Consider the following 24636-nt stretch of genomic DNA (forward strand, 5'->3'; position numbering starts at 1 on the left):
GCCCTCTCACCACCGTCGACTCCGTCGAGGAGGCCCCACCCGTGACGCCCCCGAACCCGCCCGCCAAGAAGCCGAAGAGCGCGGAGGCCGAGCCCGCGGTCGCGGAGCCCGTGCGCGATGTGGAGCCGCCCGTGCAGGAGGTGCGGCCGTTGGCCGTGCTGGACCGGGGTGACCGGGAGCGGCTGCTCGGGGGCGCGCATCACGAACCGCACGCCGTGCTCGGGGCCCATCCCGTGCCCGGCGGGGTGGTCTTCCGGGCGCTGCGGCCGTACGCGCTGTCCGTGACGGTCGTCACCGGGGAGCTGCGGGCCGAACTGCACGACGACGGCGAGGGGCTCTTCTCCGCCGTGCTGCCGTTGCGGGAGGTGCCCGCGTACCGGCTGCTCGTGGAGTACGAGGGGGAGGTCCAGGACACCGAGGACGCGTACCGGTTCCTGCCCACGATCGGCGAGTTCGATCTGCATCTGTTCGGCGAGGGGCGGCACGAGCAGCTGTGGAAGGCGCTCGGTGCCGAGCCGATGGTGCACGACGGGGTGAGCGGCACCCGTTTCACCGTGTGGGCGCCCAATGCCCGTGGAGTGCGGGTGGCCGGGTCCTTCAACTTCTGGGACGCCACGGCCTTTCCGATGCGGTCGCTGGGGTCGACCGGGGTGTGGGAGCTGTTCGTTCCCGGGATCGGCGAGGGCGAGCTCTACAAGTTCGAGATCACCCGGCCCGACGGTTCCAAGACGATGCGGGCCGACCCGATGGCGCGGCGTACGGAGATCCCGCCCGCCACCTCCTCCATCGTGCACGCCTCGCGTCACGAGTGGCAGGACGGGGAGTGGATGGCGCGGCGGGCCGCCGACCGGCCGGCCCATGAGGCGCCGTTCTCGGTGTACGAGGTCCATCTGGCGTCCTGGCGACCGGGGTTGACGTACCGTCAGCTGGCCGACCAACTGCCGCGCTACGTCTCGGACCTGGGCTTCACGCATGTGGAGCTGATGCCGGTGGCGGAGCACCCGTTCGGCGGCTCGTGGGGCTACCAGGTCACCGGCTTCTACGCGCCGACCGCCAGGCTCGGCACGCCGGACGACTTCAAGTACCTCGTCGACGCCCTGCACCGGGCCGGAATCGGCGTGATCATGGACTGGGTGCCCGCGCACTTCCCGCGGGACGACTGGGCGCTGGCCGAGTTCGACGGCCGGCCGCTGTACGAGCACGAGGATCCGCTGCGGGCGGCGCACCCCGACTGGGGGACCCTGGAGTTCGACTACGGGCGCCGGGAGGTGCGCAACTTCCTGGTCGCCAACGCGGTGTACTGGTGCGAGGAGTTCCACATCGACGGCCTGCGGGTCGACGCGGTGGCGTCCATGCTGTACCTCGACTACTCACGCGAGCCGGGCCAGTGGACGCCGAACGTCCACGGCGGCCGGGAGAACCTCGACGCGGTCGCCTTCCTCCAGGAGATGAACGCCACGCTGTACCGGCGGGAGCCGGGAGTCGTCACGATCGCCGAGGAGTCGACGGCGTGGGACGGCGTCACGCGGGCGACCCACCACATCGGGCCGGGCGGCTTCGGGGGGCTCGGCTTCGGCCTGAAGTGGAACATGGGCTGGATGCACGACTCGCTCGGCTATGTCGCGCACGAGCCGGTCCATCGCAGGTACCACCACCACGAGATGACGTTCTCGATGGTGTACGCGTACAGCGAGAACTACGTCCTGCCGATCTCCCACGACGAAGTCGTGCACGGTAAGCGGTCGTTGGTGTCCAAGATGCCGGGCGACTGGTGGCAGCAGCGGGCCACCCAGCGGGCCTACCTGGGCTTCATGTGGGCGCACCCCGGCAAGCAACTCCTCTTCATGGGTCAGGAGTTCGCCCAGGGCGCGGAGTGGTCCGAGCAGCACGGGCCCGACTGGTGGCTGCTCGACCCGTCGTACGGGGCGGAGGCCGATCACCGGGGTGTGCGGGACCTCGTCCGGGACCTCAACACCGTGTACCGGCAGGCTCCCGCCCTCTGGGAGCGGGACTGCGATCCCGCCGGGTTCGCCTGGATCGTGGGGGACGCGGTCGAGGACAACGTGTTCGCGTTTCTCCGCCATGCGGGGGACGGCTCGCCGTTGCTCGCCGTGTCCAACTTCTCGCCGGTGGTGCGGCAGGAGTACCGGCTCGGTGTTCCTGATGACGTGCCCGCGTGGCACGAGGTCCTGAACACGGACGCGGGCCGCTACGGCGGCAGCGCCGTGACGAACCCCGACCCGGTCAAGCCCGACGCCCAGGGCTGTCATGGCCGCCCGGCGAGCATCCGCCTGACGCTGCCACCGCTGGCTACGGTGTGGCTGCGGCCGGCGTAGCCATTGTTTCGCCCCCGCCGCCCCTACCCATTCCCGTCCCTCGGGGGCTCCGCCCCCGAACCCCCGTTCCTCAAACGCCGGAGGGGCTGATCTTCAGCCCGTCCGGCGTTTGAGGACGAGGCCGTTCAGGCCGAAGCGGGGGCCTGGGGGCGCAGCCCCCAGAACTGCCTATCCGCTCACCGCCTTCGCCAGCGCCCGCGGCAGCGCACCCGCGTACACGATCCCCAACGCCTGCGTGGCCCGCGTCAGAGCCACATACAAGTCACTCGTCCCGTACCGCCCCGGCTCGACCACGAGCACCGCATCGAATTCCAGCCCCTTCGACTGACGCGGATCCAGCAACACGACCGCACGGGTGAGGTCGGGTTCCTCCCCGGCCGTGACCCCGTCCAGCCGCGCGGCCAGCTCCGCGTGCAGGTCGCGCGGCGCGATCACCGCGAGCCGCCCCTCGGCCGGAGCCAGCTCCGCCACGGCCTTCTCCACCGCGCCGGGCAGCTCGGCGGCGTCGGTGGCCTCCCGCACCAAGGGACGTACGCCCGTCGAGCGGACCGAGCTCGGCGGCTCGAAGTCCGGGTTCTCCGCGCGCGGGACGGCCGCCGCCAGGTCCATGATCTCGGACGGCGTGCGGTAGTTGACCGCGAGGCGAGTGTGCTCCCAGCGGTCCTCGACGTACGGGTGGAGGATGTCCGACCACGAGCCGACGCCCGCCGCGTCGGCCGTCTGGGCCGGGTCGCCCACGAGGGTCATGGAACGCGTGGGGCTACGACGCATCAGCAGTCGCCACGCCATCGGCGACAGCTCCTGCGCCTCGTCGACGATGATGTGCCCGAACGCCCAGGTCCGGTCGGCCGCGGCCCGTTCGGCGGCACTGCGGTGGTCGTCCTCCTCGTGCCGCTCGGCCATCCGCTCGGCGTCGATGATGTCGTGCGCGGAGAGGACCTCGGCGTCCTCGTCGTCCATGTCCTCGAACTCGTACGTCCTGGAGGCGTAGGAGACGTCCAGCACGCCCTGGGCGTAAGCGACTTGCTGGTTGCGCTCCCGCTCCGCCGCCGCCCGCACCAACCGGTCGTCCTCGCCGAGGAGTTCGGCGGCCTCGTCGAGGAGGGGGACGTCGGCGGTGGTCCAGGCCCGGGTCACCGTACGGCGGATGGCGTCCGCGTCGGCTTCGGACACGTACGCGTCGGGTTCGGCGAGGAAGTCCGCGATCAGCCGCCGCGGGGTGACGCGCGGCCACAACTGGTCGATGGCGGACCACACTTCGGGGTTCTCGGCCAGCTCGTCGCGCATCTGCGTGATGTCGCTGGGGTCGAGCAGGTTCGTGCCGTCGAAGGGGTCCGTACCGATGCGCTCCGCCAGCATGTCGGTGAGGGTGTTGAGGATGTGGCCCTCGAAGTGCTCGCGGGCCGCGTTGTGCGGCAGTTGCGCCTCGCGGGTGCGGTCACGGGCGACGCGTACGAGACCGGCGTCGAGCATCAGGATGTCCCGGTCGTGCTCGATGGCGATCACCGGGTCGGGCAGCGCCTGACGGTCGCGTACGACGGCGGTGAGGACCTCGGTCATCTCCGCGCGGCCCTTCACGGCGGCGGCCTCGGGCGTGTCGGACGCGGTCGCCTTCACCCCGGGGTACAGCTCGCCGACGGTCGCGAGCAGCACGCCCGTCTCGCCGAGCGAGGGCAGGACCTCGCCGATGTAGCCGAGGAACGCGGGGTTCGGGCCGACGATCAGGACGGCCCGCCTGGCGAGCAACTCCCGGTGTTCGTAGAGGAGATAGGCCGCCCGGTGCAGCGCCACGGCCGTCTTGCCGGTGCCCGGGCCGCCCTCCACCACGAGCACACCGCGGTGCGGGGCGCGGATGATGCGGTCCTGCTCGGCCTGGATGGTCTGCACGATGTCGCTCATGCGGCCGGTGCGCGCGGAGTTGAGCGCGGCGAGCAGCACGGCGTCGCCGGTCGGGTCCTCGTGCCCGGTGCGCTGCTGGTCCCCCAGGTCGAGGATCTCGTCGTGCAGGGCGGCGACCGAGCGGCCCTCGGTGGTGATGTGCCGACGGCGGCGCAGGCCCATCGGGGTGTGGCCGGTGGCGAGGTAGAAGGGGCGGGCGACCGGGGCCCGCCAGTCGATCAGGATCGGGGTGTGCTCGGTGTCGTCGGCGCGGATGCCGATACGGCCGAGGTGGTGGGTGAGTCCCGTGGTCAGGTCGATACGGCCGAAGCAGAGCGAGCCCTCCACCGCGTTGAGCGCGGCGAGCAGGCCCGAGCGCTCGGCGACGAGGACGTCCCGCTCCAGGCGGGCCTGCCTCGGCGTGCTGCCCTGCGCGAGCGCGTCCGCCACCGAGGCCTCGGTATCGCCGCGCAGAGCGTCCACGCGCGCGTACAGGCCGTCGATGAATTCCTGCTCACGCCTCAATTCTTCGTCGGTGAATTCTGTGTGCGATCCCCTGTTTGACAATTCCGCTCCCGGCCGGATATACTGCGCCTAGTGAACTTCTTCGTGATTCATTTTCTCTGAAGTCACGAACCATTCAATATACGCAGAGAAATCCCCCGCAGGCAATTACCTGCGGGGGATTTCTTGTTTACCCCGGTTACAGCACGTCGGCCAGTTCCTCCAGCAGACGTCGCTTCGACCGGGCGCCCACCATCGACTTCACCGGCTGCCCGTCCCGGAACACGATGAGCGTGGGCATCGACAGCACCCCGTACGCGTTCGTGGTCTCCGGGTTCGTGTCCACGTCCAGTTGCACCACCTTGAGCCGGTCGCCCTCCTCGAAGGCGACGGCGCTCAGCACCGGCGCGATCTGCCGGCACGGCGGGCACCAGTCCGCCGTGAACTCCACCAGCACGGGCAGCTCCGCCCCGATCACCTCCGCCTCGAAGTCCGCGTCCCGCACCTCGGCCACACCCGCCGCCTTGATCACTTGAGGATCCCTCCCAGCTCGCACACCGGCTCCGGACCACCCGGAACCTCCGCCTCGGCCGCCAGCTCGTCCCTCGACCGCTCGGCGCGCGCCAACTGCTCTCCGACGTGCGCGCGCACGGCCCGCAACTCACCGATCAGCGCGTCGAGTTCACCCAGCTTGCGCCGGTACACGGCGAGCGACGCCGGGCAGGAGTCGCCCTCCGGATGCCCCGCCCGCAGACACTCCACGAAGGGCCGCGTCTCCTCCAGGTCGAACCCGAAGTCCTGCAGCGTCCTGATCTGCCGCAGCAGCCTGAGATCGTCCTCGTCGTACGCGCGGTACCCGTTGCTCCCCCGCCGCGCGGGCAGCAGCCCCCGCGACTCGTAGTACCTGAGGGTCCGCGTGGTGGTCCCGGCCCGCGCCGCCAGCTCGCCGATTCGCATACGTACGAACGTAATCCTTGCCCCTGACGTCAAGGCAACGCCGGTGGCGGCAGTGGCGGCAGCGGGGATGGGGAACCTGGTGGAATGCCGACGGTGATCCCCCTCGCCGCAAAAAGGCCATCGGCCGGTGGCCCGACCGGGGAGAGCCGGGGCCACCGGCCGATGCCGGGGAGCAGGGGGTGGTAAACGGGGAGGGGGGAGGGGGGTGCGGGGGTGGTGAACGGGGGGGTGCAGTGGGTGAAGTGACCGGGCGACTGAGCGGCGGGGGAACCTACCCAGTCGCCCGGAGTTTTCCGGGTGCCCCGGGCCTCGGCCCGGTACTGCCTGCGGCTAGGCCTTCGCCAGGGCCTTGCCCTCCGGCTGGTCCGGGGCCTCGTCGGCGGCGGGGGCGGAGCCATGGCCGTCGTCCAGGAGCGTCGTCTCGTCGAAGGGCAGCTGCCCCGCGAGCACCTGGTCGACGCGACCCTTGTCGATCTCCTTGGTCCACGTACCGATCAGGACGGTGGCGACCGCGTTGCCGGCGAAGTTCGTCAGCGCGCGGGCCTCGCTCATGAAGCGGTCGATACCGACGATCAGGCCGATGCCGTCCACCAGCGCCGGCTTGTGCGACTGAAGACCACCGGCCAGCGTCGCGAGCCCGGCGCCGGTCACACCCGCCGCGCCCTTCGAGGCGACCAGCAGGAACAGCAGCAGCGGAATCTGCTCACCGATCGACATCGGCGTACCCATGGCGTCGGCGATGAACAGCGAGGCCATGGTCATGTAGATCATGGTGCCGTCGAGGTTGAAGGAGTAGCCGGTCGGGACGGTGATGCCGACGACGGGCTTGCTGACACCCAGGTGCTCCATCTTCGCGATGAGCCGCGGCAGCGCGGACTCCGAGGAGGAGGTGGACAGGATCAGCAGGAACTCACGGCCCAGGTACTTGAACAGCGTGAGGATGTTGAGACCCGCGACGACCCGCAGCATCGCGCCGAGCACGATGAAGACGAAGAGGAAACAGGTGAGGTAGAAGCCGAGCATCAGGACGGCGAGGCTCTTGAGGGCGTCCACACCCGCCGAGCCGGTGACCGCCGCGATCGCGCCGAAGGCACCGATGGGCGCCGCCCACATCACCATGGCGAGGATGCGGAAGACGAGACGCTGGATGTGCTCCACGCCGCGCAGGATCGGCGTACCGGCCGAACCCATGGCCTGGAGCGCGAACCCGGCGAGCAGCGCGATGAGCAGGGTCTGCAGGACCTCGCCGCCGGTGAACGCGGAGACGATCGTCGTCGGGATGATCCCGAGCAGGAACTCCTCGGTGTTCTTGGCCTCGGTGACCTGCTCATGACCCGCGTCCTTGATCGCGTCGGTCACCGCGAGGCCCGTACCCGGCTCCAGGATGTTGCCGACGACCAGGCCGATGCCCAGGGCGACGAACGACATGGCCAAGAAGTAGCCGAGCGCGATACCGCCGACCGCACCGACCTTCGCGGCCTTCCGTACCGAGCCGATGCCCAGCACGATCGTGCAGAAGATGATCGGCGAGATCATCATCTTGATCAGGTTCACGAAGCCGGTACCGATCGGCTTCAGCTCGACCGCGAAATCGGGGGCGATCAAGCCCACGGCGATGCCGATGGCCACGGCGACAATCACCGCGATGTACAGGTAGTGGGTGCGGTCCCGCTTGGCAGCGGGAGCGGCAGGTGCCGTATCGGGTGTACTGGTCACGGCTGCCCTCCTTGACGACGTCGTCGGCATCATCCGGCGTGCGGCTCACGTCCGGGGGTTGTCGGTGACTATCTCCCGCCTTGTGAGGCCGGTCACCCTTCCGTTCATTTCGTTCACAAGCCGGTGGATACATCGGATGCGTGCGCAAGGTCTACAACCTGGCCCTGCAGGCCCGCACCACGGCATGGTTCTCCGAGCACCGCCCGATCAACTACGTCCAGACATCGGCACTGCTGACCGAGTGGAAGAAGACCGAGGAGTACGCCTTCCTGGCCGAGGTCTCGTCGGTTCTTCTACAACAGACGCTGCGGCATCTGCAAGGTGCGTTCACCAACTTCTTCGAGAGGCGCTCCGCCTATCCGCGCTTCAAGTCAGGTTTCGGAGTGGGGAGAAGTCAATTAGTTCGCGCCTATCCGTCCGTCCGCCGTCCGTCCGTCGTGCGTCGCGTCCGCCCGTCCTCCGCGCGGAGCCCGCACAGTAAGGAACGACAGACGGGACGCAGGAGGACGGCAGCGCCCAAGGGCGAGGCACACTGTTTCCATGCGCTTCCCCCGTGCCCCCCGGCCGCGCAGTCTGGCCGGTCAGCTGTTCGCCATGCAGGCCGTGCTCGTCGCGGTCGTGGTCGCGGGCTGCGCGCTCTTCACGTACATCAGCGACCGCAGCCAGGCCGAGGACGCGGCGGGCCGCCAGGCCATGGGGGTGGCCCAGTCCGTCGCGGACTCCCCTTCTGTACGGGAGGCCATCCGTACCGCCGACCCGACGAAGACGCTCCAGCCGTACGCGACGGCGGTGCAGCGCGACGCCGAGGTCGACTTCGTCACGATCATGAACCGCAAGGCCATCCGCTGGACCCACCCCAACAAGGACCTGATCGGCAAGCCCTTCGTCGGCCACACGCGGCCCGCGCTCCTCGGCCACCCCTTCACCGAGACGTACACCGGCACGCTCGGCGAGTCCGTGCGGGCCGTCACACCGATATACGACGACGGCCGCATCGTCGGCCTCGTCAGCGCGGGCATCAAGGTCGACGAGATCAGCCAGCGGGTCGAGGGCCAGGTGCAGGCCCTGTTCGGCGTCGCGGCCGCCGCGCTGGCCCTGGGCGCCGTCGGTACGTACGTCATCAACGCCCGGCTGCGACGCTCCACCCACGGGATGAACGCGGCCGAGCTCAGCCGGATGCACGACTACCACGAGGCCGCGCTGCACGCCGTGCGCGAGGGGCTGCTGATGCTGGACGGGCAGTTCCGGGTGGCGCTGATCAACGACGGCGGGCGCGAGCTGCTCGACGTGACCGACGACGTGGTGGGCCGCTCGGTGGCGGACATCGGCCTGCCTACGCCGCTGACGGGGGCGCTGCTGTCCGGTGAGCCGCGTGTGGACGAGGTCCATCTGACCGACTCGCGCGTACTCGTCGTGAACACCTCGCCGGTGTCGGGCGGCGAGCGCCGGGGCACGGTCGTGACCCTGCGCGACGTCACGGAACTCCAGTCGCTGATGGGCGAGTTGGACTCCGAGCGCGGTTTCACGACGGCCCTGCGCTCGCAGGCGCACGAGGCGGCGAACCGCCTGCACACCGTCGTCTCGCTCATCGAGCTGGACCGTGCCGAGGAAGCCGTCGACTTCGCCACGGCCGAACTGGAGCTGGCCCAGGCGCTGACCGACCAGGTCGTCGCGGCGGTCAGCGAGCCGGTACTGGCCGCGCTGCTCCTGGGCAAGACGGCCCAGGCGAACGAGCGCGGCGTCGAGCTGGTGGTCTCCGAGGACAGCAGCATCGACGACGGCCTGCTCCCCGAGTCCCTCCCCTCCCGTGACCTGGTGACGGTCCTCGGCAACCTGATCGACAACGCGGTGGACGCGGCGCAGGGCTCGGTCGGCGCCCGCGTCACGGTCACGGCGCTCGCGGACGCCGAGGGGCTGGTCCTCCGGGTCGTCGACACCGGGGCGGGCGTGGACCCGGCCCACGCGGAAGCGGTCTTCCAGCGCGGCTGGTCCACGAAGCCGTCCGGTCCCGGCGGCCGGGGTCTCGGCCTGGCCCTCGTACGCCAGGCCGTGGCCCGCCACGACGGAACGTTGACCGTGACGGAGGCGCCGGGCGGCGGAGCATCCTTCGAGGTACGACTGCCGCTGCCGACGGCGGGGCGGGGACTGGGGCAGGGACTGGGGCAGGGACAGGGGCGGACCAAGGTCCGCGCCGGGCACGAGGCCGGGCACGAGCCCGCCATGCCCGCACCCGAACGCGAACACGAGCCCGAACACGGGCCCACACTCACATCCGCACCCGCACCCGCACCCGCACCGAAGCCGACGCCCGCGTCAAAGCTGACGCCCGCGTCGAAGCCCACCCCGCACGGAGGCCCCCGATGAGCGCGACCACCCCCTCTCGGGACATCCGCGTCCTCGTCGTCGAGGACGACCCCGTCGCGGCGGACGCGCATGTGCTGTACGTGGGGCGGGTGCCCGGGTTCACGGCGGTCGGTAAGGCCCACACCGGCGCGGAGGCGCGGCGGGCGCTGGACCGTATGGCGGTGGATCTGCTCCTCCTCGATCTGCATCTGCCGGACGTCCACGGCCTGCAGCTGGCCCGCTCGCTGCGCGCCGCCGGCTACCACGCCGACGTCATCGCGGTGACCTCGGCACGCGACCTGACGGTGGTGCGGGAGGGGGTTTCACTCGGGGTCGTGCAGTACGTACTGAAGCCGTTCACGTTCGCCACCCTCCGGGACCGCCTCGTCCGCTACGCCGAGTTCCACGCGGCGGTCGGCGAGGCCAGCGGTCAGGACGAGGTCGACCGCGCCCTCGCCTCCCTCCGGGCCCCCGGTCCGGCGGCCCTGCCCAAAGGGCTGAGCGCGCCCACCCTGGAGCGGGTCACGCGGGCGCTGCGGGACTGCGACCAGGGGCTGACCGCGACGGGCGTGGCCGAGGCCGTCGGGATCTCCCGGATCACGGCCCGGCGCTATCTGGAACACCTGGTGGACGCGGGGAGAGCGGGGCGCAGCCCGCAGTACGGACAGGTGGGCAGACCGGAGTTGCAGTACCGGTGGGTCAAGAGCTGAAGCCGGGCCCGGACAGCAACTGGCGGGCCCGGACAGCACCTTGAGTGTGCGAAAACGCACGCACTGTGGCGGACCACTCCTCCAAAATCATTGACCTGACACGACCAACGCTCTTAGGTTCTCGGGGCAGCCCAAAACGGCCACAAAGATGTAGGCCAGCAGGAGGTCGTACCCGTGCGCCCCACAGCCGTTCCACTTCTCCTCGCCACTCTGCTCACCGCCACCGCGCTCAGCGCGTGCGGCAGCGAATCCGGAAGTGATCCGGACACGGTGAAAATCTCCTTCAAGCAGTCCACGGACAACTCCATCAAGGTGATGGACACGTACCTTGACGACATCAAGGCACAGTTCGAGAAGGCGAACCCCGGCAAGAGGGTGGAGCTCGTCCCGATCAAGGCCCCGGACTCGGAGTACTACACCAAGCTCCAGCAGATGCTCCGCTCCCCGAAGACGGCCCCGGACCTGGTCTACGAGGACACGTTCCTCATCAACTCCGACATCACCAGCGGCTACCTCAAGCCGCTGGACCCGTACCTCGACGAGTGGGCGGACTGGGACCAGTTCGTCGACACGGCGAAGGAGGCGGCGCAGGCCCAGGACGGGAAGACGTACGGCGTCCCGGACGGCACCGACACCCGGGGCCTCTGGTTCGACAAGGCCATCTTCAAGAAGGCCGGGCTGCCCGCCGACTGGCAGCCGACGACCTGGGACGACATCCTCGCGGCGGCCCGCAAGATCAAGGCGACGGTACCCGGCGCCATACCCCTGAACATCTACACGGGCAAGCCCGCGGGCGAGGCCGCCGCCATGCAGGGCTTCGAGATGCTCCTGTACGGAACGGCCACCGGGGCCAACGAGAGCCCCCTGTACGACCGGGCGTCCAAGAAGTGGATCACGGGAAGCCAGGGCTTCAAGGACTCCCTCGAGTTCGTCGAGACGGTCTTCAAGGAGAAGCTCGGCCCGGACGTCTCGGACGCCCTCGACCCCAACATCATGACCAGGGTCCGCGGCGAGTTCCTCCCGGAGGGCAAGCTCGGCATCAACCTCGACGGCTCCTGGCTCCCCCAGGACTGGCTGGAGGGCAGCGGCCACGAGTGGCCGGAGTGGTCCGAGAAGCTGGGCCTCGCGTACATGCCGACGCAGACCGGTCAGTCGCCGGGCAAGGTGAGCATGTCGGGCGGCTGGACCTGGGCGATCCCGAGCAAGGCGGCCAACCCCGACCTCGCCTTCGACTTCATCAAGACGATGCAGACGAAGGAGAACGCCCAGAAGTGGTACATCGCCAACTCCGGCATCTCGGTCCGTACGGACGTGGCCGAGGACCCGTCGTACGCGAAGGCGCAGCCCGGCATCAAGTTCTTCACCGACCTGGTGGCCAGCACGCACTACCGCCCCGCGTATCCCGCGTACCCGAAGGTCTCGACGGCCATACAAGAGGCCATGGAGGGCGTGACGACGGGCGACAGCTCGGTCGCCGAGGCGGCGAAGGGCTACGACGAGGAGCTGAAGACCGCCACGGACAACCAGGTCATCGAGAAGTGACCGGGGCCCGGCAGAGCAGAAGTTGAGTGAGAAATGATCAGCCGCTCATGACCGCCGCACCCCCGGCGGGCCCGGACATGGTGAAGACCGCGCCGGGCCCGGCCGCCCCACCGCTCTCGCCCGTCGGCCACCGCGATGTCCGCCGCGCCCTGATCCGCACGCTGCCCGTCTCCCCCGCAGTCGTCCTCCTGCTTCTCTTCCTGGCCGGCCCCATCGCGTACTGCGTCTACATCGCGTTCACGGATCTCCAGCTCACCGGCCAGGCCGAGTCGTCGTTCGTCGGGTTCGACAACTTCCGCGCCGCGTTCCAGGACGAGGCGTTCCTCAACGCCGTATGGCTGACGCTGGTGTTCACGGTGCTGAGTTCCCTGATCGGCCAGAACACGCTGGGCCTGGCGCTGGCCGTACTGATGCAGCGGGCGTCGAAGCCGGTCCGTACGCTCACCGGTGGCATCGTTGTCACGGCCTGGGTGCTGCCGGAGGTCGTGGCGGGATTCCTGCTCTACGCCTTCTTCCGCCGCGAGGGCACGCTGAACGCCATTCTGGACTGGCTCCATCTCCCGTCCCAGAACTGGCTGTTCACGCTGCCGATCCTCGCGGTGTCCTTCGCGAACGTCTGGCGGGGAACGGCCTTCTCCATGCTGGTCTACTCGGCGGCCCTGAACGAGATCCCGAAGGAGATCACGGAGGCGGCGGAGGTGGACGGCGCGGGCGGCTGGCGCCGGATGTGGCACATCACGCTCCCGATGATCCGCCGTTCCATCGGTACGAACCTGATGTTGAACACCCTCCAGACCCTCTCGGTCTTCGGTCTGATCTGGGTGATGACGAGAGGCGGCCCGGGAAACCGCAGCCAGACGCTCCCGCTCTTCATGTACGAACAGGCCTTCCAGAAAAGCATGATCGGCTACGGAACGGCCGTGGCCCTGCTCCTTCTGGTGGTCGGCTCCCTCTTCTCCCTGATCTACATGCGCCTGCTGCGGACGGAGGTCTGACATGCCCGGGAACAGGCCTGTAAACCGTCTCGGGAACAGACCCGGGAACAGACCCGGGAGCACGCCCCTCGCGGCCCGCCGCAACAGCCGCCGCTACGCCGCCGACGCCGGGCTGCTCGCCCTGGCGGCCACCTTCGTCCTGCCCCTTGCCTGGGTGCTTCTCTCGTCGGTGGACCCGAAGGCCGACCTGTTGGTGAAGGTCCCCGACGGCGTCACCCTCGACAACTTCGACGCGGTCCTGACGCCGGACATCACGTTCACGCCGTTGCTCAACAGCCTGATCCTGTGCGGCGGAGCGACCCTGCTGACGGTGGTGTGCGCGGCCCTGGCCGCCTACCCGCTGTCCCGTTTCCGCTCCCGCCTGAACCGCCCGTTCCTCCTCACGATCCTCTTCGCGACGAGCCTGCCGATCACGGCGATCATGGTGCCGGTGTACGCGCTGTTCGTTCAGGTGGACCTGATCGACACGATGCGGGGCACGATCTTCTTCTTCGCCGCGTCCCAACTGCCGTTCGCCATCTGGCTGATGAAGAACTTCATGGACGGCGTCCCGAAGGAACTGGAGGAGGCCGCCTGGACGGACGGCGCGTCCTCGTTCCAGTCCCTCCTGCGGATCGTGCTGCCACTGATGGGCCCGGGGGTGGCGGTGGTCACCGTCTTCTCGTTCGTGATGATGTGGGGAAACTTCTTCGTCCCCTTCATGCTGCTGCTCACCCCCGACCAGATGCCCGCGTCGGTGAGCATCAACGACTTCTTCGGAAACCGGGGAACGGTGGTCTACGGGCAACTGGCCGCGTTCTCGATCATCTACTCGACACCGGTGATCCTGCTGTACGTCCTGGTGGCGAGGCGGTTGGGCGGCGGCTTCGCCCTGGGCGGCGCGGTCAAGGGCTGACCCCGAGATCCGGAGCCGGGGGTGATTGGCAGATTTGGGACAGCTCTCGCAGCCAGTGACCAGGCCTTTCCGAGGTCATGCAGGTCCCAGATCTTCCAATCCCTCGGCGGGGGCATCCCTCTCGACTGCTGACCCACGGTTTTTCCGCTCCGGCAGCACCCCGGCCCGGAACCTCTCCACGCCCACCACGTGCCGCACGCGCGTCGGCTCGATGAGGATCATCACGCGTCGCTCCCCGGGCAGCAGCCACGGATACCGGTCCTCGCCGATGTACTTCTGAGCGAGCCGGTCCATGGCCCGCTCGGCCACCTCGCCCTCGACGAAGCGGACGGCCCGCCCCCGGATCTCGACCCGGTCGTAGGGATTCTCAGGGTCGTTATGAGACAGGGAAACGAATGGATTGCGCCGCAGGTTCTCCTCCTTCACGCGGCCGATCGACGTGTTGACCATGACGTACTCGTCTTCGATGTCCGCCCACATGGGCGAGACCTGGGGTGATCCGTCCGCGCCCACGGTGGCCAGATGCCAGAAGTTCGGCGCCAGCAACCGCTCGCGAATATGCCCATCGATCCTGCTCACGGCGCTTGCCACCCTTGGTCCGTCCTTCCGATCCGTCCGCACGAGCCGCCTGCCCGCCATCCTGATCTCCACACCACCCCGCCACCAGCCGATCTTCGGCCACCCCGAACAGGTCTCGGACGGACATCCGAAACCGTAGGTTCGCACAATCCGTGATCCTGGCCGAACAGATCGTAGTCACCGCAGCCCCGCACCCATACGTTGTGCACCGTGCACCAACCGTCGGCCCAACAGCCCACCCCGCCCTTCGACGCCCCCGCCGCCCGCAAACTGCGTGTCGCCCTCGGAATGGGGCCCGAGCAGGTCGCGTACGCCATGCAGGCCTCGTTCGGGCTGCCCAATGTGACCCCGCACCACGTCGTCGACTGGGAGCGTGGCACAGCGGCACCGAGCACCACCGAACTCACCGCGCTCGCGGGCGTGTTGTGGTGCTCGCCGGGTGAACTCATCGGCGCGCCGAGGACATTGCGCGAGCACCGCGTCGCGCGTGGTCTCGCGGCCGACGACGTCGCTCTTGCCGTGGGCATCGAACTCCTCGCCTACATACGGATGGAGGAGGCGAACGAGTGGCGCGGCAACGAGCGTCAGTCCTCGGCGCTCACCGAGGTGCTCGACCTCTCCCTGGCAGACCTCGTCACGGTCACCGGCCACGAGCCGAGGCTGGCGGAGATGCTGCGCGACGCGGTGACGACCCGCTGGCAGGCGTACGTACGCCCGGTGGGCAAGCTGCTGCCGCTGGAGCGGCGGCTCGTGGGTGACGTGCTGCGGGCGCTGCACACCGAGTACCAGGGGCAGATGGTGGCCACGCTGAGCTGGAGCGGCGGCAGCGCCGCCGGTGAGGCCGACGACGCGGGCCGGGACTTCCTGGACCGGATCGTCGACCGCTTCTGGTCGGTGGTCCAGCGCAACGGCGGCTACTGAGAAGCCGCCCGGGACCGGGCCGACTCGGTCCGGCCCTCCAGAAGGCCGAACCTGACCGGACCTGACCTACCTGACCGGACCTAGAAGACCGACTCCGCCTCGTCCATGCGGTCCTTCGGTACCGTCTTCAGTTCGGTGGTCGCCTCCGCCAGCGGCACCATCACCACGTCCGTGCCGCGCAGCGCGGTCATCCGGCCGTAGTCGCGCCGGTGCGCCGCCTCCACCGCGTGCCATCCGAAGCGCGTCGCCAGCACCCGGTCGTACGCGGTCGGTGTGCCGCCGCGCTGGATGTGGCCGAGGATGACCGGCTTGGCCTCCTTGCCGAGGCGGCGCTCCAGTTCGTACGCGAGCGCCGTGCCGATGCCCTGGAAGCGCTCGTGACCGAACTGGTCGATCGCGCCGTGCCCGTAGTCCATGGTGCCCTCGGCGGGATGGGCGCCCTCGGCGACGCAGACGACGGCGAACTTCTTGCCCCGTGCGAAGCGTTCCTCGACCATCTTGACCAGGTCGGCCGGGTCGAAGGGCCGCTCGGGCAGGCAGATGCCGTGGGCACCGGCCGCCATGCCGGACTCCAGGGCGATCCAGCCGGCGTGGCGGCCCATGACCTCGACGACCATCACGCGCTGGTGGGACTCGGCGGTCGTCTTGAGGCGGTCCATCGCCTCCGTGGCGACACCGACGGCGGTGTCGAACCCGAAGGTGCGGTCCGTCGACGAGATGTCGTTGTCGATCGTCTTCGGGACTCCGACCACCGGCAGGCCCGCGTCCGACAGCATGCGCGCCGCCGTCAGCGTGCCCTCGCCGCCGATCGGGATCAGCACGTCGATGCCGAACTCGCGGGCCATGTCCTGCGCGTTCTCGCAGGCCTCGCGGAGCCGGTCGCGCTGGAGGCGGGAGGAGCCGAGGATGGTGCCGCCACGGGCCAGGATGCCGCTGACGTCGTCCAGGTCGAGGCCGCGGAAGTGGCCTTCGAGCAGTCCCGCGTAGCCGTCCTCGAAACCGATCACCTCGTCGCCGTAGTGCGTGACGGCACGGTGCACGACCGACCGGATCACGGCGTTCAGCCCCGGGCAGTCGCCGCCTGCGGTGAGAACTCCGATGCGCATCGTGCTGTGTCTCCTGCTCGCTGTCGGTACGTGAGAGCCAGTCCGATTGTTTCATGGGTGGCAGGGGGCCGCTGTCCGCGCCCACCGCGCCTCCGCACGCCCCCGGCGCGCCTCCGAAGCCCCCGCTCCCCCTTGGCGGAGCCGCCGTCCGCCCTCGCGCTTGACGGGCGTCCTAACCATGCCCGGAGGTATTGTCAAGAGCGCACTGCCGACCATGACGGCCGTCTTTCCACCACCGACGGCCGCCTTTTGTCGCTGTCGGATTTCCCGCTTTCGGATGTACCGATGGACCGCTGTACCGACGGACCGCTGTACCGCTGTATCGCTTTCGGATTTACCGCTACTGGATTGACCGCTACTGGATTGACCGCGATCGGATCACTGACCGCTGTCGGAGGACGGAGAGCACGCGTGACGCGCAGCGTGTACGTGACCGGAATCGACCGGGGTGACGGCCGCCAGGTCATCGAGCTGGGAGTCATGGAGCTGCTGACCCGGCAGGTCGACCGGGTGGGGGTGTTCCGCCCGCTCGTCCACGACGCGCCCGACCGTCTCTTCGAGCTGTTGCGGGCCCGCTACCGGCTGACCCAGGACCCGGCGACGGTCTACGGCCTGGACTACCACGAGGCGTCCACGCTCCAGGCCGAGCAGGGCGCCGACGAGCTGGTCTCGCAACTCGTCGACCGCTTCCACCTGGTGGCCCGTGACTACGACGTCGTCCTCGTCCTCGGCACGGACTACGCCGACACGCAGTTCCCCGACGAACTCGCGCTCAACGCACGGCTGGCGAACGAGTTCGGCGCCGTCGTGATCCCGGTCGTGGGCGGCCGCAAGCAGACTTCGGAGTCGGCGCTCGCGGAGACCCGCAACGCGTTCCGCGCGTACGACGGGCTCGGCTGCGACGTACTCGCCATGGTGGTGAACCGGGTCTCCCCGGCCGACCGCGCCGAGATACACGAGCGGCTCGACAACCGCCTCCCCGTGCCGTGTTACGTACTGCCCGACGAGCCCGCGCTCTCCGCCCCGACGGTCGCCCAGATCGCCCACGCCCTCAGCGGCAAGGTGCTCCTCGGCGACGACTCGGGGCTCGCGCGCGACGCGCTGAACTTCGTCTTCGGCGGTGCCATGCTGCCGAACTTCCTGGGCGCGCTGACACCGGGCTGCCTGGTCGTCACGCCCGGCGACCGCGCGGACCTCGTGGTGGGCGCCCTCGCCGCGCACAGCGCCGGCACCCCGCCCATCGCGGGGGTCCTGCTCACCCTGAACGAGCGGCCCAGCGACCACGTCCTGACCCTCGCCGCCCGCCTCGCCCCCGGCACACCGGTGGTCGCGGTCGAGACCGACTCCTTCTTCACGGCGTCCGAACTCTTCGGCATGGAGGGGAAGTTGAGCGCGGCGACGCCCCGCAAGGCGGAGACCGCCCTCGGCCTCTTCGAGCGGCACGTGGACACCGGCGGCCTGCTGAAGCGCGTCTCGGCGCCCAGCAGCGGGCGTCTCACGCCGATGATGTTCGAGCACAAGCTGCTGGAGCAGGCCCGCTTCGACAAGCGGCGCGTCGTGCTGCCCGAAGGCACCGAGGCCCGCGTCCTGCACGCCGCCGAGGTGCTGCTGCGCCGGGGCGTCTGCGACCTCACGTTGCTGGGCCCGGTCGACCAGATCCGCAAGAAGGCCGCCGACCTCGGCATCGACCTGGGAGGCGCCCAGTTGACCGATCCGCAGACCTCCGAGCTGCGCGACCGGTTCGCCGAGAAGTACGCACAGCTCCGGGCCCACAAGGGCGTGTCCGTCGAGCTCGCGTACGACGTCGTCTCGGACGTGAACTACTTCGGCACGCTGATGGTCGAGGAGGGCCTCGCCGACGGCATGGTCTCGGGGTGCGTGCACTCCACGGCGGCGACCATCCGGCCCGCCTTCGAGATCATCAAGACCAAGCCCGAAGCGTCGATCGTCTCGTCCGTCTTCTTCATGTGCCTCGCCGACAAGGTCCTCGTGTACGGCGACTGCGCGGTCAACCCCGACCCGAACGCCGAGCAGTTGGCCGACATCGCCATCCAGTCGGCCGCCACCGCCGAGCAGTTCGGGGTCGAGCCGCGGATCGCGATGCTCTCGTACTCGACCGGCACCTCGGGTTCGGGCGCGGACGTCGACAAGGTGCGGGCGGCCACCGAGCTGGTCCGCTCGCGCCGCACCGACCTGAAGATCGAGGGGCCGATCCAGTACGACGCCGCCGTCGAGCCGTCCGTCGCCGCCACCAAGATGCCGGAGTCGAAGGTCGCCGGGCAGGCGTCCGTACTGATCTTCCCGGACCTCAACACCGGCAACAACACGTACAAGGCCGTGCAGCGTTCGGCCGGCGCGATCGCCGTCGGACCGGTCCTGCAGGGCCTGCGCAAGCCGGTCAACGACCTGTCCCGTGGCGCCCTGGTCGGAGACATCGTGAACACCGTCGCCATCACGGCGATCCAGGCCCAGGCGACCCAGCCGGGGGCCTCGGCTCCCTCCCCGAGCCCGAGCCCGTCCGCGACCCCGAACCCGAACCCGAACCCGAAGGCTTCCGGCAAGTGAGCGCCACCCGCGTCCTCGTCCTCAACTCCGGCTCCTCGTCGGTGAAGTACCAGCTGCTCGACATGCGCGACGACAGCCGGCTCGCCGTGGGCCTCGTCGAGCGCATCGGCGAGGAGACCTCCCGGCTGAAGCACACGCCGCTCACCACCGGCGAGTCCCGCGAGACGAACGGACCGATCGCCGACCACGACGCCGCCCTGAAGGCCGTCGCAGGGGAACTCGCCAGGGACGGGCTCGGTCTGGACTCCCCCGAGCTGGCCGCGATCGGCCACCGGGTCGTCCATGGGGGCCGGTCCTTCACCGAGCCGACCGTCGTCGACGACGCGGTCCTCGCCGAGATCGAGCGCCTCATCCCGGTGGCGCCCCTGCACAACCCGGCCAACCTCACCGGCATCCGCACCGCCCGGGCGCTGCGCCCGGACCTCCCCCAGGTCGCCGTCTTCGACACCGCCTTCCACACGACGATGCCGGAGTCCGCGGCCCGCTACGCGATCGACGTGAAGACCGCCGACGAGTTCCGCATCCGCCGCTACGGCTTCCACGGCACCTCGCACGCGTACGTGTCCCGTGCGACCGCGAAGCTCCTCGGCAGGGCGCCCCAGGACGTGAACGTCATCGTGCTGCACCTCGGCAACGGTGCCTCGGCGTCGGCGGTCGAGAAGGGCCGTTGTGTGGACACCTCGATGGGGCTGACGCCCTTGGAGGGGCTCGTGATGGGTACGCGCTCCGGTGACCTGGATCCCGCGGTCATCTTCCATTTGATGCGTGTCGGCGGGATGTCCACGGACGAGATCGACACTCTTCTGAACAAGAAGAGCGGTCTGATCGGCCTGTGTGGCGACAACGACATGCGTGAGATCCGCCGTCGCGTGGACGAGGGCGACGAGCGGGCCCGGCTCGCCTTCGACATCTACATACACAGACTGAAGAAGTACATCGGTGCGTACTACGCGGTACTCGGCCGGGTCGACGCGGTCGCCTTCACGGCGGGGGTCGGCGAGAACGCCGCCCCCGTGCGCGAGGCGGCGGTCGCGGGCCTTGAGGCACTGGGCCTGGCGGTCGACGGCGAGCTGAACGCCGTGCGGTCCGACGAACCGCGCCTGATCTCGCCCGAGGGCGCACGGGTCGCGGTGGCCGTCGTACCGACCGACGAGGAACTGGAGATCGCCCACCAGACCTATGCGCTCGTGAGGAACGGGAACACCTGAGGAACCTCCGGGGAACCGCCAAGGAATCCCCGAGGAACCGCCGAAGAATTACCGAAGGACCGTCGAGAAGCCACGGAGGAGCCATCGAGGAGCGACCACGCAGCCGCCCGGAGAGAGCACCGGGGAAAGCGCCGAGGAAGCCGGCCAGGCCCACGCCTGAGCGCGTACCCGCCCATTTGTATCTTCCACCAGACGGAATATTCCGTAGCGAAACAAACCGATAGGATCGCCCCCATGCGCCGTTCCAAAATCGTCTGCACACTGGGCCCCGCCGTCGACTCCCACGAGCAGCTCGTCTCGCTGATCGAGGCCGGCATGAGCGTGGCCCGATTCAACTTCAGCCACGGCACCCACGCCGAGCACCAGGGCCGTTACGAACGGGTCCGGGCCGCCGCCGAGGAGACGGGCCGCGCCATCGGCGTCCTCGCCGACCTCCAGGGCCCGAAGATCCGCCTGGAGACCTTCGCCGAGGGTCCCGTGGAGCTGGAGCGCGGTGACGAGTTCACCATCACGACCGAGGACGTCCCGGGCGACAAGTCGATCTGCGGCACGACCTACAAGGGCCTCACGGGCGACGTCTCGCACGGCGACCAGATCCTGATCAACGACGGGAACGTCGAGCTGCGGGTCACCGAGGTCGACGGCACCCGGGTCAAGACCGTCGTCATCGAGGGCGGCGTCATCTCGGACCACAAGGGCATCAACCTGCCGGGCACGGCCGTGAACGTACCGGCACTGTCCGAGAAGGACGTCGAGGACCTGCGCTTCGCCCTGAAGATGGGCTGCGACCTGGTGGCGCTCTCCTTCGTGCGCGACGCCCACGACGTGAACGACGTGCACAAGATCATGGACGAGGAGGGCCGCCGGGTCCCCGTCATCGCCAAGGTGGAGAAGCCGCAGGCGGTCGAGAACATGGAGGCCGTGATCGCGGCCTTCGACGGGGTGATGGTGGCCCGTGGCGACCTCGCCGTCGAGTACCCCCTCGAAAAGGTCCCGATGGTGCAGAAGCGCCTCGTGGAGCTCTGCCGGCGCAACGCGAAGCCGGTGATCGTCGCGACCCAGATGATGGAGTCGATGATCACCAACTCCCGCCCCACGCGCGCCGAGGCGTCCGACGTGGCCAACGCGATCCTGGACGGCGCGGACGCGGTCATGCTGTCGGCCGAGTCGAGCGTGGGCGCGTATCCGATCGAGACCGTGAAGACGATGTCGAAGATCGTCGTCGCGGCCGAGCAGGAGCTGCTCTCCAAGGGCCTGCAGCCGCTGGTGCCCGGCAAGAAGCCGCGTACGCAGGGTGGTTCGGTGGCCCGTGCCGCGTGTGAGATCGCGGACTTCCTGGGCGGCAAGGGCCTGGTGGCCTTCACCCAGTCCGGCGACACCGCCCGCCGGCTGTCCCGCTACCGCGCGGAGCAGCCGATCGTCGCCTTCACCACCGACGAGGGCACCCGCAACCAGCTGGCGCTCAGCTGGGGCGTCGAGTCGCACATCGTGCCGTTCGTGAACAGCACCGACGAGATGGTCGAGTTGGTCGACCACGAGCTGCGCAAGCTCAACCGGTTCAACGAGGGCGACATCGTCGTGATGACCGCCGGCTCGCCCCCCGGCGTCCCCGGCACCACCAACATGGTCCGCGTGCACCACCTGGGCGGCTGATCCGCCCGTAGGGCCGCCGCACCGCGCGTGCGGCGGCCTGTACGCCGCTGAGGGCGCCCCCTGCCGCGCAGGGGGCGCCCTCAGCTGTTCGCGGCTCCCGAAGGCTCCTGTGAGCCCCTTGGGGCTTCACGTCCGGGTCGTCCGGGTCAGTCGGTCGAGTACTGGTGCATCCCGGGTATGGTCAGCGTCCCGCCGAACTGGGCGGCCTGTACGACCTTCACGTTCGTGAAGTAGATCAGCGGGATGTTCAGCGGCGGCGGGTGCTTCGGGTCGAACGTGATCGGGATCAGACCGAGCAGGTTGCCGGAGATGCTCTCCGTGTACATGACCGTCTTGCCGTCACGGATGGTGGACGTGGTGCCCTTGCCCGCCTGCACGTGGTAGGTCTTGCCGGCCTGCTTGTCGTCGACGATCTGGTGCAGGTCGCCGATGTCGCTGCCGTCGGAGATCACGTACTTCAGGACCTCCTTGACCGTGCCGTTGGCGGTCTTCACCTTGACGATGCCCTGGTAGTCGGCGCCCTTGAGGAGCAGCGAACTGGCCTCCAGCTGCCAGGGGTCGTCGGCCAGGGTCGGGATGCCCTGTTCGAGACCGCCCTCGTCGTCCGTGGCCGTCGGGCAGTCGTCGGGGTCCGTGGTGGAGCTCTCGGACGGGCTGGGGGACGGGGACGCGGTGGCGTCGTCGGCCGCCTCCTCCGCCTTGTCCGCGGTGTCCTCGGCCGCCCCGGACGCCGCGTCGGTCACGTCCTTGACCGTGTCCTCGGCCTTGTCGGCCGTGTCCTCGACGGTGTCCTTGGCCGTGGACCCGGAGGTGTCCGCCGGCTTCTCGGTCTGTGAAGTCGACGCGGAGGGAGTCGGAGTGGGGGTGGCCGTCTCCTCCTCGTCGGGCGTGAAGATGTCCTTGATCGCCTCGCCGATACCCAGCGGGTCGAGCGGGTTCGTCGTCTCGGACTCCGAGGGGGACGGCGTCGGGGTCGGCTCGGTGTTCTCGGCGGGCGTCTCGGACTCCGAGGCGGACGGCGTCGGTTCGGGCTTGTCGTCGGAACCTGAATCCGACGAAGAGTCCGAGCCCGACGTGTCCGAACCGGAGGGCTTCGAGGCGCTCTGCTCTTCCTTCTCGGCGTCCGCGGAGGCGCTCGTCGAGGCGGAGGGCGACGGCGTGGGCGACGCGTCGTCCTTGGACTCCTCGGTCTCGTCCTCCAGCGCGTCGACGCAGTCCTTGTACTCGTCGATCGTCAGGTTCTTCGCCGACGGCTTGTCCTCGGCCCGGGCGAGCGTCGGCGTGAAGCCCATGCCCATGAGGATGGCGGTCGGCATCGACGCGATGGCTATCGCCTTGCCCGCGGGCACGTGCAACCTGGTGAACAAAGGCTTCTTGGGGGCTGCGTGCCGCGGCCCGGTTCTCTCCCGGACCTCGCCCGCGGGGCCCGCGTGTTGGACCTCGTCAGCCGGCACTGTGCCTCCCGTTCGCCCCGTTGACCGGGCTCGTTCCTGACAGATCGTTCGGCTCACTCGCGCCGTCGGCCGACGGGGCCTGCGGCGCGTCTCCCTTGTCCGTACGGTCCGTCTCGGCCGGGCTCGCGGCCGGCTCCTCGCCCGGAACCCAGGCCACGGCCATGCCGCCGCCCACCAGGGACAGCAGGAAGCCGATGAAGAAGCCTCCGAAGTTGGACACCGGGAGCGACACCAGGCCCAGCAGGATCGCCGCGACACCGGCGAAGGTCCGGATGTGCTTCTGGTACCAGAGGCTGATTCCGAGAACGCCCAGGAGTACGCCGATGATGAGGGACCCGGCACCCGCGGTCGTCGCCATGGCCAGCGTGAGATGACCGATCTGGAGGTTCGCGTACGGAAGGTACGCGATCGGGAATCCCCCCAGCAGGATGAACAGGCCGGCCCAGAACGGCCGGCTGCCCCGCCAGGCACGGAACCGCAGCCGCCAGATGATGAATTGACCGCGCGCGGCAGGAGTCTCGGCGCTCATGGAAAACAGCTCCCTGGAACGGCGTTGCTGTGAGAAGTTCGCGTACTACGAAAAGGGGCGGGCGGGCGAGGCAGCGCAGGCTCCCTCACCCGCCCAGGGAGTGCCTAGTAGCACTCCTTGACACCCTTGGACAGCGACATCTTCAGGCCGCTGAGCTTGAAGGTTCCGGCGGTGGTGGCCCACGCCGTCTGCTTCACGTCGGTCAGCAGGGCCGAGTCGGCCTGCTGGGCGAAACCGTACGGGTTCGCCTGGTCGCCCTTCTGGATGCCGGGGCCCTTGCTGAGGTCACCGGCGGCGACGCCGATTTCCATGCCCTTGAACTCGGTGTCGGCACTGAGGTCCTCGACATCGATGTAGAGGTTCTCGGCCTTGACCGGAGTGCCGCCGCCGCCCGCCTTCAGCAACAGGCTGACAGAGCCGAGCAGCGGGATGTCCGGGGTGACCACGGACTGGCACATGTTCGTGATCGAGGCGGTCTTGAACGCCGACACCGCGACCGGGTGCGCCGTCTTCTGACCCTTGAGCGTGTACCCCGCGTCAACGGCTCCGTACTGCGAGAAGCCCTTGCCTTCGAGCTGGTCCGCCGTCACCTTGAACGACTGACCGGACACACTGAACGACGCGGCGAGAGCACCCTGAGCCAGGGCGACACCTATCGCGGCAGTCGCGGCCACGCTGGGCACCATGACGACCGCGAACCGCTTCCATCTCGTCCCGCCACGCACCTGGGACTCCATATTTCCTC

At 69.3% G+C, this 24636-nt stretch carries 19 protein-coding genes and 1 pseudogene; 11 read left to right on the forward strand and 9 right to left on the reverse strand.

The genetic code is table 11. The features are described 5' to 3' along the window. Positions 1–110 precede the first annotated feature (110 nt). Positions 111–2336, forward strand: coding sequence for a 1,4-alpha-glucan branching enzyme (gene glgB / locus OHA11_RS13265; RefSeq protein ID WP_266507129.1), 2226 nt, complete (start codon positions 111–113; stop codon positions 2334–2336). Positions 2337–2504: 168 nt separating this feature from the next. Here the strand turns inward: glgB and OHA11_RS13270 are convergent, their stop codons facing one another. The 4 genes from OHA11_RS13270 to OHA11_RS13285 form a co-directional block, all read right to left on the reverse strand. Further along, positions 2505–4799: a UvrD-helicase domain-containing protein gene (locus OHA11_RS13270; protein ID WP_266507131.1), complete on the reverse strand. Its 2295-nt coding sequence runs from the start codon at positions 4797–4799 to the stop codon at positions 2505–2507. Positions 4800–4917: 118 nt separating this feature from the next. Next, on the reverse strand, positions 4918–5250 hold the full coding sequence (gene trxA / locus OHA11_RS13275) for a thioredoxin (RefSeq protein ID WP_323186558.1): 333 nt from the start codon (positions 5248–5250) through the stop codon (positions 4918–4920). Further along, positions 5247–5675 carry a MerR family transcriptional regulator gene (locus OHA11_RS13280; RefSeq protein WP_266495684.1) on the reverse strand — a complete coding sequence of 143 codons (429 nt, stop codon included), beginning with the start codon at positions 5673–5675 and terminating at the stop codon, positions 5247–5249. The genes trxA and OHA11_RS13280 overlap by 4 nt, the downstream gene beginning before the upstream one ends. Positions 5676–6005: 330 nt before the next feature. After that, on the reverse strand, positions 6006–7391 hold the full coding sequence (locus tag OHA11_RS13285; RefSeq protein ID WP_266495687.1) for a cation:dicarboxylase symporter family transporter: 1386 nt from the start codon (positions 7389–7391) through the stop codon (positions 6006–6008). A gap of 134 nt (positions 7392–7525) precedes the next feature. Here OHA11_RS13285 and OHA11_RS13290 point away from each other — a divergent pair. The 6 genes and pseudogenes from OHA11_RS13290 to OHA11_RS13315 all read left to right on the forward strand — a co-directional run. Continuing rightward, a pseudogene (locus tag OHA11_RS13290) lies at positions 7526–7762 on the forward strand (RNA-guided endonuclease TnpB family protein); the annotation flags it as partial. A 169-nt stretch (positions 7763–7931) separates the two neighbouring features. Beyond that, positions 7932–9755, forward strand: coding sequence for a sensor histidine kinase (locus tag OHA11_RS13295; protein ID WP_266495689.1), 1824 nt, complete (start codon positions 7932–7934; stop codon positions 9753–9755). Then, on the forward strand, positions 9752–10444 hold the full coding sequence (locus OHA11_RS13300) for a response regulator (protein ID WP_266495692.1): 693 nt from the start codon (positions 9752–9754) through the stop codon (positions 10442–10444). The genes OHA11_RS13295 and OHA11_RS13300 overlap by 4 nt, the downstream gene beginning before the upstream one ends. 174 nt (positions 10445–10618) lie before the next feature. Continuing rightward, positions 10619–11986 carry an extracellular solute-binding protein gene (locus tag OHA11_RS13305; protein ID WP_266495694.1) on the forward strand — a complete coding sequence of 456 codons (1368 nt, stop codon included), beginning with the start codon at positions 10619–10621 and terminating at the stop codon, positions 11984–11986. A 47-nt stretch (positions 11987–12033) separates the two neighbouring features. Next, the gene (locus OHA11_RS13310; RefSeq protein ID WP_266495697.1) at positions 12034–12981 is read left to right on the forward strand and encodes a carbohydrate ABC transporter permease; all 948 of its coding nucleotides are present in this window, start codon (positions 12034–12036) and stop codon (positions 12979–12981) included. Between the two features lies 1 nt (position 12982). Beyond that, a complete protein-coding gene (locus OHA11_RS13315; protein ID WP_266495700.1) occupies positions 12983–13876 on the forward strand; it encodes a carbohydrate ABC transporter permease in 894 nt (297 codons plus the stop codon). A 75-nt stretch (positions 13877–13951) separates the two neighbouring features. On the opposite strand, the gene OHA11_RS13320 is transcribed toward OHA11_RS13315, so the two are convergent. After that, entirely contained in the window at positions 13952–14467 is a 516-nt protein-coding gene (locus tag OHA11_RS13320; RefSeq protein ID WP_266495703.1) for a PPOX class F420-dependent oxidoreductase, read from the reverse strand. A gap of 276 nt (positions 14468–14743) precedes the next feature. Here OHA11_RS13320 and OHA11_RS13325 point away from each other — a divergent pair, with 276 nt between their 5' ends. Then, the gene (locus OHA11_RS13325) at positions 14744–15376 is read left to right on the forward strand and encodes an XRE family transcriptional regulator (protein ID WP_266507135.1); all 633 of its coding nucleotides are present in this window, start codon (positions 14744–14746) and stop codon (positions 15374–15376) included. Between the two features lie 80 nt (positions 15377–15456). Here OHA11_RS13325 and OHA11_RS13330 read toward each other — a convergent pair whose 3' ends face one another. Beyond that, on the reverse strand, positions 15457–16482 hold the full coding sequence (locus OHA11_RS13330; RefSeq protein WP_266495706.1) for an ATP-dependent 6-phosphofructokinase: 1026 nt from the start codon (positions 16480–16482) through the stop codon (positions 15457–15459). 411 nt (positions 16483–16893) lie between these two features. On the opposite strand from OHA11_RS13330, the gene pta reads away from it, so the two are divergent. From pta to pyk, 3 genes are all read left to right on the forward strand, one after another. Next, positions 16894–19047 (forward strand): phosphate acetyltransferase, encoded by a 2154-nt coding sequence (gene pta, locus OHA11_RS13335; RefSeq protein WP_266495709.1) that lies wholly within the window; start codon positions 16894–16896, stop codon positions 19045–19047. Then, a complete protein-coding gene (locus tag OHA11_RS13340) occupies positions 19044–20255 on the forward strand; it encodes an acetate kinase (RefSeq protein ID WP_266495711.1) in 1212 nt (403 codons plus the stop codon). Before pta ends, OHA11_RS13340 begins: the two co-directional genes overlap by 4 nt. A gap of 234 nt (positions 20256–20489) precedes the next feature. Continuing rightward, positions 20490–21908, forward strand: coding sequence for a pyruvate kinase (gene pyk, locus OHA11_RS13345; protein WP_266495714.1), 1419 nt, complete (start codon positions 20490–20492; stop codon positions 21906–21908). 146 nt (positions 21909–22054) lie between these two features. Here pyk and OHA11_RS13350 read toward each other — a convergent pair whose 3' ends face one another. The 3 genes from OHA11_RS13350 to OHA11_RS13360 form a co-directional block, all read right to left on the reverse strand. Continuing rightward, positions 22055–23257 (reverse strand): hypothetical protein, encoded by a 1203-nt coding sequence (locus OHA11_RS13350; protein ID WP_266495717.1) that lies wholly within the window; start codon positions 23255–23257, stop codon positions 22055–22057. Positions 23258–23351: 94 nt separating this feature from the next. Further along, positions 23352–23891, reverse strand: a complete 540-nt coding sequence (locus OHA11_RS13355) for a DUF6114 domain-containing protein (protein WP_266495719.1) — start codon at positions 23889–23891, stop codon at positions 23352–23354. Between the two features lie 104 nt (positions 23892–23995). Further along, a complete protein-coding gene (locus tag OHA11_RS13360) occupies positions 23996–24628 on the reverse strand; it encodes a DUF6230 family protein (protein ID WP_266495722.1) in 633 nt (210 codons plus the stop codon). Positions 24629–24636: the final 8 nt, after the last annotated feature.

Source organism: Streptomyces sp. NBC_00878 (assembly GCF_026341515.1).
Taxonomy (GTDB): domain Bacteria; phylum Actinomycetota; class Actinomycetes; order Streptomycetales; family Streptomycetaceae; genus Streptomyces.